We start from the raw sequence: 16,083 nt of genomic DNA on the forward strand, positions 1-16,083 counted from the left end.
GAGTGCAGAGGAACCGAGGAGAAAAGATGACGGATCGCGTGCCGGTTGGGAACCTGCGCGTTGCCAAGGTGCTGTACGACTTCATCAATACCGAAGCTCTGCCCGGCACCGATATCGACCCCGACAGCTTCTGGGCGGGGGTCGACAAGGTGGTCACCGACCTGACCCCGCAGAACCGCGACCTGCTGGCGCGCCGAGATGAGCTGCAGGCCCAGATCGACAAGTGGCACCGCCACCGCGTCATCGAACCGCACGACGCCGACGCCTACCGGCAGTTCCTCACCGAAATCGGTTATTTGCAACCCGAACCCGACGATTTCACGATCACCACCGCCGACGTCGACCCCGAGATCACCACGACGGCCGGGCCGCAGTTGGTGGTGCCGGTGACCAACGCGCGGTTCGCGCTGAACGCCGCCAACGCCCGCTGGGGCTCGCTGTACGACGCGCTGTACGGCACCGACGTCATCCCGGAAACCGACGGCGCCGAGCAAACCAGCGGCTACAACAAGGTGCGCGGCGACAAGGTGATCGCCTACGCCCGGAAGTTCCTCGACGAGGCGGCGCCGCTGGAATCGGGCTCGTGGGCCGACGCGACGGGTCTGTCAGTCGACGACGGCCAGCTGAAGGTTGCCACCGACGACGGATCCGTCGGGCTGGCCAGCCCGGAGAAGTTCGCCGGCTACACCGGACAGCTCGGTGACCCTGACTGGTCGGTGCTGCTGGTGAACAACGGCCTGCATATCGAGATCCTGATCGACCCGGAGTCGCCGGTCGGCAAGACCGACCGCGCCGGCATCAAGGACGTGGTTCTGGAGTCGGCGGTCACCACGATCATCGACTTCGAGGACGCGGTGGCCGCCGTCGACGCCGACGACAAGACCCGCGCCTACCGCAACTGGCTGGGTCTGAACAAGGGCGACCTGGCCGCCGAGGTGGACAAGGACGGCAAGACGTTCACCCGGGTGCTCAGCCAGGACCGTACCTACTCCGCGCCTGACGGCGGCGAGTTCACCCTGCCTGGGCGTGCGCTGCTGTTCGTGCGCAACGTCGGGCATTTGATGACCAACGACGCCATCGTCGACGCGGACGGCAACGAGGTGTTCGAGGGCATCCAGGACGCGCTGTTCACCGGCTTGTGCGCGATCCACGGGCTGAAGGCCTCCGACGGCAACGGGCCGCTGGTCAACAGCCGCACCGGCTCGATCTACATCGTCAAGCCCAAGATGCACGGTCCCGACGAGGTGGCGTTCACCACCGAATTGTTCAGCCGGGTCGAAGACGTGCTGGGCCTGCCGCAGAAGACGCTCAAGGTCGGTGTCATGGACGAGGAGCGGCGCACCACCGTCAACCTGAAGGCCTGCATCAAAGCCGCAGCCGACCGAATTGTGTTCATCAACACCGGTTTTCTGGACCGCACCGGCGACGAGATCCACACCTCGATGGAGGCTGGGCCGATGGTGCGCAAGGGCGCCATGAAGACTCAGCCGTGGATCCTGGCCTACGAGGACAACAACGTCGATGTCGGTCTGGCCACCGGATTCGCCGCGCATGCCCAGATCGGCAAGGGCATGTGGACCATGACCGAGCTGATGGCCGACATGGTCGAGCAGAAGATCGCCCAGCCCAAGGCCGGCGCCAGCACCGCGTGGGTGCCGTCGCCGACCGCGGCCACTCTGCATGCCATGCACTACCACTACGTGGATGTCGTTGCGGTGCAAAAGGAATTGGCGGGCAAGAAGCGCGCCACCATTGACCAGTTGCTGACCATCCCGCTGGCCACCAAGGAATTGGCCTGGGCGCCCGAGGAGATCCGCGAGGAGATCGACAACAACTGCCAGTCGATCCTGGGCTACGTGGTGCGCTGGATCGACCAGGGCGTCGGCTCGTCCAAGGTGCCCGACATCCACAACGTCGCGTTGATGGAAGACCGTGCGACGCTTCGGATTTCGAGCCAACTGCTGGCCAACTGGTTGAAGCACGGCGTGATCACGGCCGAGGATGTGCGCGCCGGGCTGGAGCGAATGGCGCCGATGGTGGACCAGCAGAACGCCGGCGACCCGGCCTATCTGCCGATGGCGCCCAACTTCGACGACAGCATCGCCTTCCTCGCCGCCGAGGAGCTGATCCTGTCCGGCGCCCAGCAGCCCAACGGCTACACCGAGCCGATTCTGCACCGGCGCCGCCGCGAGTTTAAGGCCCGCTCGAGTGCCTGATGGGTAGGCACAGCATTCCGGACCCCGACGAGTCCGAGGAACCGGCAGACGACTACGTCGAGCCCGACGATCACGAAACTGGTTGGCCCCCAGGCGGTTCCGGCGGCGCCCGCCGACGCTATGCCGATCAGGCAGCTGACGAGTACCACGACGAGCTTCCCGACGACCCGGGTTACGCCGACTTCGACGAGTACCTCGAGGAGCCGGTCGAGCACCGCTATGCCGAGGAATCCGACGACTACCCGGATTTCGCGCCTCTGGCTCAGCAGCCGCCGACCCCGCCGCCGAGTCGCGGCGGCCATCGCGGCGCCGCCGACTGGGTGCGCCGCCACCGCAGCGACGGCGGCCGACGCGGCGTCAGCATCGGCGTGATCGCTGCCCTGGTGACCGTCGTCGTGGTGGTCGCCGCGGTCATTCTGTGGCGGTTTTTCGGGGATGCGTTGTCCCACCGTTCCCACACCGCGGCAGGGCGGTGCATCGCCGGCAAGGACACGGTCGCCGTCATCGCCGATCCGTCCATTGCCGAGCCTGTGGCCAAGCTCGCCGAGCGCTACAACGCCACGGCGACGCCCGTGGGCGATCGCTGTGTCGCGGTCAGCGTCAAATCCGCGGGTTCCGACGCCGTCATCAACGGATTCGTCGGGAACTGGCCGGACGACCTCGGTCCGCGACCGGGCCTGTGGATTCCGGGCAGCTCGGTGTCGGCGGCCCGGCTGACGGCCACCGCCGGGCAGAAAACGGTCACGGATAGCCGCTCGCTGGTCAAATCGCCGGTGCTGCTGGCGGTGCGACCCGAGCTGCAACGCGGGCTGGGCAGCCAGAACTGGTCGACGCTGCCCGGGTTGCAGACCAAACCCGACAGCTTGGCCGCGCTGAAGCTGCCGGGCTGGGGGTCGTTGCGGCTGGCGCTGCCGACCAGTGGCAACGGCGATGCGGCGTATCTGGCGGCCGAGGCGGTGGCCGCTGCGTCGGCGCCGCACGGTGCGCCCCCCACCGCGGGCACCGGTGCCGTGCGCACACTGGTTGGCGCTCAGCCGAAGCTGCCCGACAGCTCGCTGGACGAGGCGATGAACGCCCTTCTCAAATCCGGTGACCCGGCCGGCGCGCCGGTGCACGCCGTCGTCACCACCGAACAGCAGCTGTTCGCACGCGGCCAGTCTCTTCCCGACGCCTCCAACTCGCTGGCCTCGTGGCTGCCGCCCGGGCCGGCCGCGGTGGCCGACTATCCGACGGTGCTGCTCAGCGGTTCGTGGCTGTCGGAGGAGCAGGTGACGGCGGCCAGCGCGTTCGCCCGGTTCATGCACAAATCCGACCAGCTCACCGAGCTGGCCAAGGCCGGTTTCCGCGCCGAAGGAGTCAAGCCGCCCAGCAGCGACGTCACCAGTTTCGCGGCGCTGCCGTCGACGTTGTCGGTGGGCGACGACGCGACGCGGGCCACCCTGGCCGGCACGCTGAGCGCGCCGTCGAACGGCCCGGCCGCCACCATCATGCTCGACCAGTCCATGACCACCGACGAGGGCGGCAAGTCGCGGCTGGCCAATGTGGTTGCAGCACTTGACAACCGGATCCGCGCGCTGCCGCCGAGCTCGGTCATTGGGCTGTGGACGTTCGACGGCAAGGAGGGCCGCACCGAGGTGTCGGCCGGTCCGCTGGACGATCAGGTCGATGGGCAGCCCCGCTCGGCTGCGCTCATCGCGGCGCTGGACAAGCAGTACTCCTCGGCCGGCGGGGCCGTCTCGTTCACCACGCTGCGGATGGTCTACCAGGCCGCGCAGGCCAATTTCCGTGACGGGCAAACGAATTCGGTGCTGGTGATCACGGCCGGCCCGCACACCGATCAGACTCTCGACGGCCCGGGTCTTCAGGACTTCATCCGGCGAAGCGCCGATCCGGCTAAGCCGGTGGCCGTGAACGTCATCGACTTCGGCGCCGACTCCGACCGCTCGACCTGGGAGGCGGTCGCGCAGCTGTCCGGCGGCAGCTACCAGAACCTGGCGACGTCGGCCTCCCCCGACCTGGCGACCGCGGTGACCAACTACCTGAGCTGATCAGGCTTCGGCAGCTTCTGCGCGAATTCGATGATGTTGCCGTCTGGGTCGGCGACGTGCAGTGTGCGTTCGTGCCACGGCCGGTCGACCGGTCCGGTGAGGATCTCGGCACCGAGCCGGCGCAGCCGCTCTGCTTCGCCGTCGACGTCGTCGACCAGGAAGCCGATCTCGCCGCACGGCGGGTTGCCCCTCTCGGCGACCGATGAGCGTCGGCAGCTGCGACCGGTCGAAAAGCGCGAACTTGGTGTTGTCCATGGCGAATTCGACGTAGCCGTCGCCCTCGATGCGCACCTGCAGGCCGATCACGTCGCGATAGAACGCCACCGACCGCTGCAGCGACTCGACGTAGTGGATGACGTAGTCGACGCGGGGCATGCAATCCACGGTAGCTATGCGTAGGCCTCCACAGGCGGGCAGGAGCAGACCAGGTTGCGGTCGCCGTAGGCGCCGTCGATGCGACGAACCGGCGGCCACACCTTGGGCCGGAAAGCTTTGCCGAGGGGATAGGCGGCCTGTTCTCGGGTGTAGGAGTGCTCCCACTTGTCGACAAGCAGGCACTCGGCGGTGTGCGGCGCGCCCCGCAGCGGGTTGTCGTCGACCGACCACTCCCCGGACCCCACCTTGTCGATCTCGGCGCGAATCGCGATCATCGCCTCGCAGAAGGCGTCCACCTCGGCCAGGCTCTCGCTCTCGGTGGGCTCCACCATCAGCGTGCCGGATACCGGGAAGCTCATGGTTGGAGCGTGAAAGCCGTAGTCCGCCAAGCGTTTTGCGACGTCGTCGACGGTGACACTGGTGGCCTTGGTGATGGGCCGCAGGTCCAGGATGCATTCGTGGGCGACCATGCCGTTCTCGCCGGTGTAGAGCACCGGGTAGTACTCGTCGAGCCGACGGGCGATGTAGTTGGCCGACGTGATCGCGGTCAGCGACGCTTTGCGCAGACCGTCGGCGCCCATCATCCGCAGGTAGGCCCAGGTGATCGGCAGGATCGACGCCGAGCCGTATGGCGCCGACGACACCGGGCGCCCGCCCGGCAACTCCGGCGCATACGGGTGCCCGGGCAAGAACGGGGCCAGATGCTCACGCGCGACCACCGGCCCTACCCCGGGCCCGCCGCCGCCGTGCGGGATGCAGAACGTCTTGTGCAGGTTCAGGTGGCTGACGTCGCCGCCGAACTTCCCGGGCCGCGCCAGCCCGACGAGCGCGTTGAGGTTGGCGCCGTCGACGTAGACCTGGCCGCCGGCGTCGTGCACGGCCGCGCAGATCTCGGCGATGTCGTGCTCGTACACCCCGTGCGTGGACGGGTAGGTGATCATCAGCGTGGAGAGCCGGTCGGCGTGCTCGGCGACCTTGGCGCGCAGATCGTCGAGGTCGACGTCGCCGTTGTCCCGGCAAGCCACCACCGCCACCCGCAGGCCGGCCAGCGCCGCCGACGCCGCATTGGTGCCGTGCGCGCTGGACGGGATCAGGCAGATGTCGCGGTGCGGCTCACCGCGGCTGGCGTGGTAGGCGTGGATCGCCAGCAGGCCCGCATACTCGCCCTGCGAACCGGCGTTGGGTTGCAGCGAGACCGCGTCGTAGCCGGTCAGTTGCACCAGCCAGCTCTCCAGTTGCGCGATCAGGCGGCGCAGTCCGGCGGCGTCGGAGGCCGGGGCGAACGGATGCAGCCGGGCGAACTCCGGCCAGGTGATCGGTTCCATCTCGGCGGCGGCATTGAGCTTCATCGTGCACGACCCCAGCGGAATCATGCTGCGGTCCAACGCCAGATCCTTGTCGGCCAGCGTGCGCAGGTAGCGCATCATCGACGTCTCGGTGCGGTAGCTGGTAAACGCCGGATGCGTCAGGAATTCCGACGTGCGGGTCTCGATGCCGGCGAACGCCGGCTGGGCGGGCTCTACGCCGAAGGCCGCCAGTACCGCGGCGACGTGGTCATCGGTGGTGGCCTCGTCGCAGGACACCGACACGTGGTCGTCGTCGACCCGCCACAGGTTGATGTTTTGCGCCTTGGCGGCGGCGACCACCGCGTCGGCGCGGCCCGGGACCCGCGCCAGCACGGTGTCGAAGAACCTGTCGTGCACCAGCGCGTCGCCCAGCGCGGCGGCGATCCGTTCGGCATAACCGTGCACTCGGCGCGCGATCCCGGTCAGCCCGTCGGCGCCGTGGTAACTGGCGTACATCGCGGCCATCACCGCCAGCAGCACCTGCGCGGTGCAGATGTTCGACGTCGCCTTGTCGCGACGGATGTGCTGCTCGCGGGTCTGCAGTGCAAGTCGGTACGCCGGCGTCCCGTCGGCGTCTTTCGACACCCCGACCAGCCGTCCGGGCAGCTGGCGGGCGTGTTGCGCGTGCACCGCCAGGTATCCCGCGTGCGGGCCGCCGAAACCCATTGGCACACCGAACCTTTGGCTGCTGCCGAATGCGACGTCGGCGCCGATCTCGCCGGGCGGGGTGATCAGGGTCAGCGCCAACAGGTCGGCGCCCACGGCCACCAGCGCGCCGCGCTCGTGCGCCTGCGCTATCAGCGCGCTCCAGTCGGTGATCCGGCCGCTGGCGCCCGGCAACTGGGTGACGACGCCGAAGAACTCGCCGTCGGGCAGCCCGTCGCGCAGGTCGGCGGTGACGATCTCGATGCCGAGCGGCGCGGCGCGCGTCGCCAGGACGGCCGCGGTCTGGCCGAAGACGTCGGCGTCTACGGCCAGCCGGTTGGCATTGCCTTTTACCGCGCGGTGCATCAGGGTCATCGCCTCGGCGGCCGCGGTGCCCTCGTCGAGCATCGAGGCGTTGGCGATCTCGAGACCGGTCAGGTCGGCGACCATGGTCTGGAAATTCAGCAAGGCTTCCAGCCGGCCCTGGCTGATCTCCGGCTGGTACGGCGTGTAGGCCGTGTACCAGGCCGGGTTCTCCATGATGTTGCGCAGCAGCACCGGCGGCGTGAGCGTGTCGTAGTAGCCCTGGCCGATCATCGACACCGCAACGGTGTTGGCGTCGGCCATCGCCCGCAGCTCGGCCAGCGCCTCGGTCTCGGTGGCCGGCGGCGGCAGCTGATCCAGACCGGGCGCGGAGCCGGAGTCGGTCAGCGGGTCGAGGATGCCGTTCGGGACCGCCCGTCGTGCGAGGTCGTCGAGCGAGTCGACGCCGATGACCTCGAGCATGCTCGCGATGGCGTTACCGTCGGGGCCGATGTGCCGGTCGGCGAAAGTCGTGTGGTCGGACACTGGGTCTCCTGACATGGGTAGAGGCCTGCGTGCCCTCTCCCTCTGTCGCTACCCGGGCCGGGCGCCTGAGAGATTCGGCGCCGCTGTGTCGGCGGGCGCCTTTCCCCATCGGCGGGCGGCGACCCGTCAGGGGTCGTCACCGCTTTCCAGAGGCATCGGTGTCTCGCGCGGTCCTGGGTGCCTGAGAGGTTGACGGAGAGGTGTTGCTCCTTCGGCGTCCGTGGCTGGCGGCGACGGATCTCTCCCGCTCGAGCGCGATGCGCGGCCCAGTCTACCGGGCGGATCAGCCGATTTTGCGGTCGCGGTGCTTGCGACGGGAGGCCAACTCGTCCTCGGGCGCGGCGATCGACTCGCCGCCGTCGGCGCGTTCGCTGGGGAAGTCCGCGATCACGCCGGTCAGCTCCCGCATCGCGCCGGAGACGGCGATGCCGAACACGCCCTGGCCGCCCTGCAACAGGTCGACGACCTCCTCGGCCGACGTGCACTCGTACACCGTGGTGCCGTCGGAGAACAGCGTGATGTTGGCCAGGTCCTGCACGCCGCGCTGCCGCAGATGGTCGACGGCGACGCGGATGTTGTGCAGCGAGATGCCGGTGTCCAGCAGCCGCTTGACGATCTTGAGAACCAGGATGTCTTTGAACGAGTACAACCGCTGGCTGCCCGACCCGGCGGCGCTGCGAATGGACGGGACCACCAGCGAGGTGCGGGCCCAGTAGTCCAGCTGGCGGTAGGTGATTCCGGCGATCTGGCAGGCACTGGGTCCGCGGTAGCCGACCAGCTCGTCAGGCACCGAGTCGTCAGGAAAAAGTCCGGCTTGCACAGGTTCGGCCGGCGCGGGATCGTCTGCGGTGGCGGGGCCGGTTTCGAGGTCCAACTGGTCTTGACGTGGTTGGTCGCCCACAGTGCTTCCTCTCGCCGATCGCGCTCGCGTGTGCTCAGGTCGAGTGCTTGTGAGCATACGCTTTTGGACTCGCCGTCGTGTTTCTAGAACTAATCCGCTCGACATCAAAGTATGGCCGCGGCGGCGGGCACCGGCCGCCATCCCGGGCGCGTGTCGAGGTCGAACTCCCAGATGAGACGCTTCCGTGATCTTGGTGCGGCCGCGGCTCAGGTGGCCTTGAAATCGTCGGGCGACACGCTGTCCAGAAACTCTTTGAACTTCTCCACCTCGTCCTCGCGGACCGCGCTGGTGGGCTCCTCGTCGCTCTCGTCGGGAATCAGCAAACCCGCCTCGGCGAGCACCGCCTCCTCGACATAGATCGGCACCCCGACCCGCAGCGCGATGGCCACCGAGTCCGACGGGCGCGCCGACACGGTGATATTGCGGTCGAAGATCAGGTCGGCGTAGAAGGTGCCTTCCTGCAGGTCGACGATCCGCACCTCTTTGAGTGAATGCCCAAGCGCGGCAATGAGATCCCGAATCAGATCGTGGGTCAGCGGCCGGGGCGGCTCGACGCCCTGCTGCTCGAGGGCGATCGCCGCGGCCTCGGACTGGCCGATCCAGATCGGCAGATAGCGGTCACCGTTGGCTTCGCGCAGCAGCAACACCGGCTGGTTCTGCGGCTGCTCGACGCGAATGCCGACCACGCGAACTTCACCCATCTGTGTCTGCCCTCCGCAACTGCTGCCTTGTCCCGCTGAAAGCTGGCGCCCGCCGGTCACCAAGCTGTCGAGAAAAAGTCTAGTCCTTCAGCGGTGCAGAACGTCGCGCACGGCCGACTTGACCAACGACGTGTGCAACGTGATCGCCAGTGCGGCAACCTCGCGCGCCAGATCGTCGGCGCGGTCGCGGGCTCCGGCCTTGCCGGCCTTGCCCGCCCCGAGGAGTGGCGCGGCGATCTGCGCGATGAGGTCGGATTGCCGGTCAGCGGCCGAGCGGAAAGCCCGCAGATGACGCGGCTCGACACCGTACTCCGACAGCGCCCGCGCACATTGCAGGATCACCACCGAGTGCTCGTCGAAGAAGCCGCCCGGCCCGGTGGTGATCACGCCGGCCTTGAGCAGCGCGGTCAGCAGTGCTTCGTCCACCCCGGAGCGCTCGAGCAAGTCCTCGCGGCTCAGCCGCACCCGGGTCGGCGCGACCGCGGCGGGATCGGAGCCGGGCGCGCCGTCGTTGACCGAGACCAATCGCGGGACGCCGTAAGGCGATCCGGACGGCGGCAGCTCACCGTCGGGCTGCGCGTCCAGCTGCGCTTTGATCACCTTCAGCGGCAGGTAGTGATCCCGCTGCGCGGTCAGGATGAACCGCAACCGTGCGCAGTCGTAGGCGGTGAACCGGCGATACCCCGATGCGGCGCGCTGCGGCGTCACCAGGCCCTCGGCCTCCAGGAAGCGGATCTTGGAGATCGTCACATCCGGGAAGTCCGGCCGCAGCGCCTCGAGAACCGCTCCGATCGACATCCCGGCCAGCCCGGGGGTATCCGGCGCCGTCACTAGCTTCCCGGTCCCCCGTCGTCACCGGGCTTCGGGCCGGTCAAAAACACCAAGCGGAACTTGCCGATCTGAACTTCGTCGCCGTTGGCCAGTACGGCCGAATCGACCGGCTCGCGGTTGACGTAGGTGCCGTTGAGGCTGCCGACGTCGACCACGTGGAACTCGTCGCTCTCCAGCCGGAATTCGGCGTGCCGACGGCTCACGGTGACGTCGTCGAGGAAGATGTCGCTGTCGGGATGGCGGCCGGCCGATGTGACCGGCTGGTCGAGCAGGAAGCGCGAGCCCGCGTTGGGTCCGCGTTTGACGACCAGCAACGCCGAACCGGCCGGCAGACCTTCGACGCCGGACACCGCGCTCTCGGCGCCCGCTTGCGCGGGGGCGTCCAGTTCATTGAGGAAGTCGGCCCGGAAGACGGATGTCGTCTCCACCGTCACTTCATCAGAGGTCTGGTCGTTGTCCTTCTCCGTCACCCGCTGCTCCTCACTGGCCGCTGTGGCGCTGTCTGATCGGGCCCGGCCGGCCGGTTTCCCACCTGCTTCACCGTCGATGTGTCGACCGTACCGCGCACCGGTCCGCAATGTGCCCACCACCGCCGGATCGGCGGCTGGCATGGCACCCTAACAATTCTCATTCGGTCAGCGTGCCGCGGTAGGCCTCGGCGTCCAGCAGCTCGGCGAAGCCCGCTTCCAGGGCCGCGCCGTCGAGTTGGAGGTCCACCAGCCAACCCCCGCCGTACGGGTCGGAGTTCACCAATTGCGGGCTGCTTTCCAGATCGCCGTTTACGGCAATGACTTTCGCTGAGACCGGGGCGTAGAGGTCCGACACCGATTTGGTCGATTCCACTTCCCCGAAGGATTCGCCCGCGGTGAGCTCGGTGCCCACCTCGGGCAACTGCACGAACACCACGTCGCCGAGGGCCGACTGCGCGAAGTCGGTGATCCCCACCCGCACGGTGTCGTCGCCGGTGCGGCGAACCCACTCGTGCTCGGCGGTGTAATGCAAGTCGGGCGGGATATCGCTCACGGTGTTCCTGTTCTCCTCGGCTCACTTGACGGGCTGAGCGTATTGGCGTGGTTTTGGTTGTCGCAAGGCGGTGACGTCGATGCGGTCGGCTTGCTGCACCGACATCGTGCCGCCCACGCGTTTGACGCTGTCGACGGCGCCGCCGGGGATGTTCATCGCCGCGGCCAGGGTGGGCGGATCCCCAATGGCCAGAATCGAATACGGCGGCGACAGGGTTTTGCCGTCGACGGTCAGCGCGCCGGCAGCGCCGATCACCCAAGTGTCGACGCCGACACGCACGGCCTGCTGCCGGTCGCGGATCTCCAACGCTTCGGCGCCCGCGGCCCGCAGTTCGTTGATCACGTCGAGCATGGCCTCCGGCGCCACGCCCGGCCCGGGGTCGTCGATCGTCACGGTGACACCCGGACCGGTGGCGCCGACGGTGCCGATCAGGATCGACAGCGCGGCGAGCCTGGCCTGGGCGTTCTCGATGGCGGCCTGGTCGCTGCTGCCCGAGGCCTGCAACGTCGACAACGTGCGTTGCAGTTCGGCCACTTCGGTGTTGAGGGTGGCCTCGCGTTGCCGCAGCGAATCCAGCAGCACCAGCAGGTCGGCCGGCCGGGCGGTGTCCAGGGCGTCGCCGGATTCGTTCTGGCGCACCTGCGTGACGATCGCGACGCCCAGCAATAGGCATAACAGCACGGCCAGCGCGCCGAACAGCGTGCGGCCGCGTCGCAGCCGTCCCGAAAGGCCCCGCGGCTGAAGCTGACCGATCTTGGGCCGCGGATGGTGCGGCGGCAACTCGTGCCGGCCGTGGTGCTCACCCTCGCCCGTATCCGGCTGGGGCACTGCGTCTTTGGCGTCGGAGTCGCTCATGCGGTCCTAGTGTCAGGCCCCGAACAGCCGACGCCGCAGCGCGGCCGCATTGCCGAAGATGCGGATGCCCAGCACGACGATGATCGCCGTGGATAGCTGTGTGCCGACGCCCAATTGGTCGCCAACGTAGACGATCAGTGCGGCGACCAGCACGTTGAACACGAACGACACCACGAAGACCTTGGGGTCGAAGATGCGTTCCAGATAGGCCCGCAGTCCGCCGAATACCGCGTCGAGCGCCGCGACGACCGCGATGGGCAAATACGGTTGGATGGCCTCCGGCACGCTGGGGTGAAAGACCAGCCCCAACACGATGCCGACGACCAGCGCTGCCACACCGATCATCGGCGCCTGTCTCCTGCCGCTGATGTTCTCTTCACGAAGACCCAATCTGTTTGGCGAACTTGACATCTCGGACCGCGCCGGCGGGCAATGTGAGTCCGTCGCGGGCACTAACGTTGACACCGACACCATAGGAGGCCTCCAGCAGCCGCAGGCGGTGCAGGCCCGGACTGCGGTCGAAGACATCCTGCATGGCGTGCGGCGGCCCCACGGCGAGGATCGTGTACGGGCTGCCGACCGGGTTATTGTCGACCAAGATCGCGCCGCCCGCTTGCCGGATGGTCACGTTGGGCCCGATCCGCACGCCGCCGACGGCGATCGCTTCGGCGCCGCTGGCCCACAACGAATTGACGACGAGCTGCAGGTCGCGGTCCAGGATGATCTGCCGGCTCCCGGCGACCCGTTGCTTGGAGACGTCGGAGAGGTTGGGCCCGGCGCCGGGGTCGGTGACCGTCACGGCGAGCCCCGGACCGATCACCGGCCCGCTGGCCGCGGCCAGGCTGAGCGCGTCGAGTCTGGCCAGTAGCCGCTGACCCTCGGCGTCGTCGACGAGCGTGCGCCGCTGAATGTCGTCGACCTGTGCCGCCAGCGCGTCGCGGCGCGCGGTCAGGTCACCGGTGGACGCCTCTTCGGCGCGCACACTGCGCAACAGCACCTGCTGGGCGGAGCTCACGCCGGGCGCCACGAGCCGGGCCTGGGCGACGGCCGCGGCGAACACCGCCGCCACCAGCAATGCCGCCGCCGCCTGCCAAATCCAGCCCGCAACCCGGCTTCGCGGCACATCCGAGCGCTCGCGCCGGGCGGCCTCCGCCGCATAGCCGGGGTCCAAGTGCTCGGAGAGCAGGGCGCGCAGCAGCGACGGCACCGGGATGAGCTGCGGGCGTCCCGCCTCGTGCACGTTGCGGCCGGCGTCGGGGTCGTAGCCGCCGAGCGACGGATTACCCATGGGCCCCCACCCTGGGCAGCCGGCGTACCACCAAGACCATCTGGGCCACGTACAACACGAATGACCACAGGTACATGTAGAGACCCCAGATCAAAAACGCCCAGCCGCAGGCCAGTACGACCCGGCTCCACTGCGCGTCCCACTGGCCCAGCAGGATCAGCGGAAAAGCGGACATCAACGCGAACGTCGCCGCCTTGCCGATGTACAGCACGGGCAGCGCGGTGAACCCGCGGGTGCGCAGCACCGGCAGCTCGGCGGCCAGCAGCGCGTCGCGCGCGAACAACACCGCGATGATCCACCAGGGCACAATGCCGCGCAGCCCGAACGCGATCGGGATGCTCAGCATGTAAAGCCGGTCGACCGCCGGATCGAGCAACTCCCCCAGCCGCGACGACTGGTCGAGTAGCCGGGCGATCTTGCCGTCGGCCCAGTCGGACGCGCCGCTGAACATGAGGATGGCCACCGCCCAGCCGTCGGCGTGCTCAACCAACAGCAGGTAGTAGAACACCGGGATCAAGGCCAGCCGGATCACGCTCAGGATGTTCGGCACGGTCAAGACGCGATCGCGCGCGCCTGCGGGCTCCATGAGCCGTGACCCTAGCCCGACGGCGGCGACCCGCCGCGCCCGGCTCCGCCGCGCTTGCGAACGCCGCTATCTGAACACCCCGGGCAGGCTCAGCGCCGAAAGCGTGTCGTCGGCCAGCGGGTTGTCGTGCACCATGTAGGTCCACGTCGACGTTGGCCGCGCCAGCTTGGACAGGTCCACGCCGGGCTCCTCCTCGATCGCCGGGGAGGTTTCGAAGGTCTGCTGCGCGGCTTCGATCGCGTCGGCGGCCAGCGACGCGAACGCGTCGACCGCCATCCGGTGAAATTCGTCGAGCGGGTTCTGCCGGCCCAGCGCCCGCAGGTGGATGCTCTCGCGGATGTCGGCCAGATACGCCAGATGGTCGGCCCAGCCGCGGTCGAGGTGATAGAGCATGATCAGCCGGCAGATCTTCTCCAGCTGTTCTTCGGAGAGGGTTTTCGACAGCTCTTCGTAGCGTTTGGGCGCCAGCTCGGCGAGCTCCTCGCGCGCGGTTGCGGTGGACAGCAACGTGTTTCGCCGCTCGACGATGATGGCGCGCTGCTGGGCGATCAGCTGGTTGTAGCGCCAGGTGTTGGCGTGCACGTCGAGCATCCGGCCTTCGGCGACGCGCTGGGCGTGATCCAGCAGCCCGGCAGCCTTGGGGCTGGTGATGCGGCCGTCGTCGTCGGTTTGGGTCGGTAGCTTGCTGGACTCGAGGTTGGCGGCGACGACGTCGTCCTCCCAGCTGGAGAAGAACACCGTCGACCCGGGGTCGCCCTGGCGCCCGGCGCGCCCACGCAGCTGGTTGTCCAGGCGTTCGGTGTTGTGCCGGCCGGTGCCGATCACGTGCAGCCCGCCCAGTTCGGCGACCTCTTTTTTCTCAGCGGAGTGGTCGCTTACGTCCGAGCCGCCCAGCCGGATGTCGGTGCCGCGCCCGGCCATCTGGGTCGACACCGTCACCGCGCCGAGCTTGCCGGCCTCGGCGATGATCCGGGCTTCCTCGGCGTCGTTTTTCGCGTTGAGCACCACCGCGGGGACGCCGCGGCGCAGCAGCCGCTCGTGCAGCTCCTCGGATTCGGCGACGTCGCGGGTGCCGACCAGCACCGGTTGGCCGGTCTCGTGCACGTCGATGATGTGCGCGACGATCGCGTCGTTCTTGGCGGCCGCGGTGATGTACACCCGGTCGGCTTCGTCTTCGCGAATGTTGGGGGTGTTCGGCGGGATCGGTGAGACACCGAGCTTGTAGAACTGGCGCAGCTGCTCGCCGGCGGCCAGCGCGGTGCCCGTCATGCCGCACACCGTGGTGTAGCGGTTGATCAGCGCCTGCACGGTGATGGTGTCGAGCACCTCGCCGGTCTCGGTGGTCTCGATGCCCTCCTTGGCCTCGACGGCGGCTTGCAGGCCGTCGGGCCAGCGCTGCAGTTGGGCGATGCGCCCGCGGGAGGCGTTGATCAGGTGCACGGCGTCGTCGCGCACGATGTAGTGCACGTCGCGTTGCAGCAGCACGTGGGCGTGCAGCGCGACGTTGACCTCGGTCAGCGTGGTGGCGACGTGCTCTTCGGAGTATAGGTCGATGCCGCCGAGCTTGGCCTCGACGTAGCGCGCGCCGTCCTCGGTCAGGTGCACGTTGCGGCTGTCGGAGTCGGTCTCGTAGTGCTTGCCGGGGTGCAGCTCGCCGACCAGGCGGATGATCTCCAGCCGCGGGGTTTCCCGGTGGGTGGTGCCGGCCAGCACCAGCGGCACCAGCGCCTCGTCGACCAGCACCGAGTCGGCCTCGTCGATCAGCGCCACGTCCGGGTTGGGCGACACCAGGTCGGCGACGTCGGTAACGAGCTGGTCGCGCAGCACGTCGAAGCCGATCTCGTTGACCGAGGCGTAAGTGACGTCGCATTGGTAGGCCTTGCGCCGTTGTTCGGCGGTCGATTCGGCGGTGATCCAGCCGACCGTCAACCCCAACGCCTCGATCAGCGGGCCCATCCATTCGGCGTCGCGGCGGGCCAGGTAGTCGTTGATCGTGACGACATGCACGCTGCGGCCGGCCAGGGCGTAGCCGGCGGCCGCGATCGCCCCGGCCAGGGTTTTGCCCTCGCCGGTGGCCATCTCGATCACGTCACCGGCCAGCATGCGCAGCGCGCCGAGCAGCTGCACGTCAAATGGCCGCAGCCCGGTGGACCGCTCGGCGGCTTCGCGGGCGATGGCCAGGAACTGCGGGATGTCCTTGGATTCGGAGAGGTCGTCGAGCTTGAGCAGGCCGGCGGCCTTGCGCAGCTGCTCGTCGTCGAGGGCGGCGGCCTTTTCGTCGTACTCGGCCGACGCTTTGACCTCGGCGAGCGAACGGGTTTGGTTCTTCTCCGTGCTGGCGCCGAGCAGTTGCCAGAACCTGCTGCTCAGCCGACCCGGTTTAGCGCTGGTGGTCTTCGGCACAGCACAACGGTACTCA

13 protein-coding genes, 1 pseudogene and 2 riboswitches are annotated in these 16,083 nt (G+C 68.4%); of the genes and pseudogenes, 2 read left to right on the forward strand and 12 right to left on the reverse strand.

All coding sequences use genetic code 11. The features are described from left to right. Positions 1 to 26: 26 nt before the first annotated feature. Positions 27 to 2,216, forward strand: coding sequence for a malate synthase G (locus G6N47_RS19720; protein ID WP_083132119.1), 2,190 nt, complete (start codon positions 27 to 29; stop codon positions 2,214 to 2,216). Further along, the gene (locus G6N47_RS19725; RefSeq protein WP_083132120.1) at positions 2,216 to 4,264 is read left to right on the forward strand and encodes a vWA domain-containing protein; all 2,049 of its coding nucleotides are present in this window, start codon (positions 2,216 to 2,218) and stop codon (positions 4,262 to 4,264) included. Before G6N47_RS19720 ends, G6N47_RS19725 begins: the two co-directional genes overlap by 1 nt. Here G6N47_RS19725 and G6N47_RS19730 read toward each other — a convergent pair. The 12 genes and pseudogenes from G6N47_RS19730 to secA2 all read right to left on the reverse strand — a co-directional run bounded on the left by G6N47_RS19730 (position 4,252) and on the right by secA2 (position 16,067). Continuing rightward, a pseudogene (locus G6N47_RS19730) lies at positions 4,252 to 4,639 on the reverse strand (VOC family protein). The gene G6N47_RS19725 and the pseudogene G6N47_RS19730 overlap by 13 nt on opposite strands. A gap of 14 nt (positions 4,640 to 4,653) precedes the next feature. Then, positions 4,654 to 7,479 (reverse strand): aminomethyl-transferring glycine dehydrogenase, encoded by a 2,826-nt coding sequence (gene gcvP / locus G6N47_RS19735; RefSeq protein WP_083132121.1) that lies wholly within the window; start codon positions 7,477 to 7,479, stop codon positions 4,654 to 4,656. A gap of 32 nt (positions 7,480 to 7,511) precedes the next feature. After that, positions 7,512 to 7,635: riboswitch (glycine riboswitch) on the reverse strand. A 2-nt stretch (positions 7,636 to 7,637) separates the two neighbouring features. Continuing rightward, a riboswitch (glycine riboswitch) is annotated at positions 7,638 to 7,736 on the reverse strand. Between the two features lie 26 nt (positions 7,737 to 7,762). Further along, on the reverse strand, positions 7,763 to 8,380 hold the full coding sequence (locus G6N47_RS19740; RefSeq protein ID WP_083132122.1) for a MerR family transcriptional regulator: 618 nt from the start codon (positions 8,378 to 8,380) through the stop codon (positions 7,763 to 7,765). A gap of 206 nt (positions 8,381 to 8,586) precedes the next feature. Next, on the reverse strand, positions 8,587 to 9,081 hold the full coding sequence (locus G6N47_RS19745) for a bifunctional nuclease family protein (protein ID WP_083132123.1): 495 nt from the start codon (positions 9,079 to 9,081) through the stop codon (positions 8,587 to 8,589). 87 nt (positions 9,082 to 9,168) lie between these two features. Then, positions 9,169 to 9,912 carry a transcriptional regulator FtsR gene (gene ftsR, locus G6N47_RS19750; protein WP_083132124.1) on the reverse strand — a complete coding sequence of 248 codons (744 nt, stop codon included), beginning with the start codon at positions 9,910 to 9,912 and terminating at the stop codon, positions 9,169 to 9,171. Next, positions 9,912 to 10,382, reverse strand: coding sequence for a glycogen accumulation regulator GarA (gene garA, locus G6N47_RS19755; RefSeq protein WP_045383152.1), 471 nt, complete (start codon positions 10,380 to 10,382; stop codon positions 9,912 to 9,914). The genes ftsR and garA overlap by 1 nt, the downstream gene beginning before the upstream one ends. Positions 10,383 to 10,539: 157 nt before the next feature. Further along, a complete protein-coding gene (gcvH, locus tag G6N47_RS19760) occupies positions 10,540 to 10,935 on the reverse strand; it encodes a glycine cleavage system protein GcvH (RefSeq protein ID WP_083132125.1) in 396 nt (131 codons plus the stop codon). 21 nt (positions 10,936 to 10,956) lie between these two features. Further along, positions 10,957 to 11,790: a DUF881 domain-containing protein gene (locus G6N47_RS19765; RefSeq protein WP_083132126.1), complete on the reverse strand. Its 834-nt coding sequence runs from the start codon at positions 11,788 to 11,790 to the stop codon at positions 10,957 to 10,959. A 12-nt stretch (positions 11,791 to 11,802) separates the two neighbouring features. Next, positions 11,803 to 12,135 (reverse strand): small basic family protein, encoded by a 333-nt coding sequence (locus G6N47_RS19770; protein ID WP_083132127.1) that lies wholly within the window; start codon positions 12,133 to 12,135, stop codon positions 11,803 to 11,805. 31 nt (positions 12,136 to 12,166) lie between these two features. Continuing rightward, entirely contained in the window at positions 12,167 to 13,078 is a 912-nt protein-coding gene (locus G6N47_RS19775) for a DUF881 domain-containing protein (protein ID WP_083132128.1), read from the reverse strand. After that, positions 13,071 to 13,664 (reverse strand): CDP-alcohol phosphatidyltransferase family protein, encoded by a 594-nt coding sequence (locus G6N47_RS19780; protein WP_083132129.1) that lies wholly within the window; start codon positions 13,662 to 13,664, stop codon positions 13,071 to 13,073. Before G6N47_RS19780 ends, G6N47_RS19775 begins: the two co-directional genes overlap by 8 nt. Positions 13,665 to 13,730: 66 nt before the next feature. Further along, on the reverse strand, positions 13,731 to 16,067 hold the full coding sequence (gene secA2, locus G6N47_RS19785) for an accessory Sec system translocase SecA2 (RefSeq protein WP_083132130.1): 2,337 nt from the start codon (positions 16,065 to 16,067) through the stop codon (positions 13,731 to 13,733). Between the last annotated feature and the right edge of the window lie 16 nt (positions 16,068 to 16,083).

The organism is Mycobacterium branderi, from assembly GCF_010728725.1.
Lineage (GTDB): Bacteria > Actinomycetota > Actinomycetes > Mycobacteriales > Mycobacteriaceae > Mycobacterium > Mycobacterium branderi.

Excerpts from the sequence above, each read along its gene's own strand:
- G6N47_RS19720 (WP_083132119.1), top strand. The coding sequence starts at position 27 with ATGACGGATCGCGTGCCGGTTGGGAACCTGCGCGTTGCCAAGGTGCTG.
- G6N47_RS19725 (WP_083132120.1), top strand. The coding sequence starts at position 2,216 with ATGGGTAGGCACAGCATTCCGGACCCCGACGAGTCCGAGGAACCGGCA.
- G6N47_RS19745 (WP_083132123.1), bottom strand. The coding sequence starts at position 9,081 with ATGGGTGAAGTTCGCGTGGTCGGCATTCGCGTCGAGCAGCCGCAGAAC.
- G6N47_RS19765 (WP_083132126.1), bottom strand. The coding sequence starts at position 11,790 with ATGAGCGACTCCGACGCCAAAGACGCAGTGCCCCAGCCGGATACGGGC.
- G6N47_RS19770 (WP_083132127.1), bottom strand. The coding sequence starts at position 12,135 with ATGATCGGTGTGGCAGCGCTGGTCGTCGGCATCGTGTTGGGGCTGGTC.
- G6N47_RS19775 (WP_083132128.1), bottom strand. The coding sequence starts at position 13,078 with ATGGGTAATCCGTCGCTCGGCGGCTACGACCCCGACGCCGGCCGCAAC.
- G6N47_RS19780 (WP_083132129.1), bottom strand. The coding sequence starts at position 13,664 with ATGGAGCCCGCAGGCGCGCGCGATCGCGTCTTGACCGTGCCGAACATC.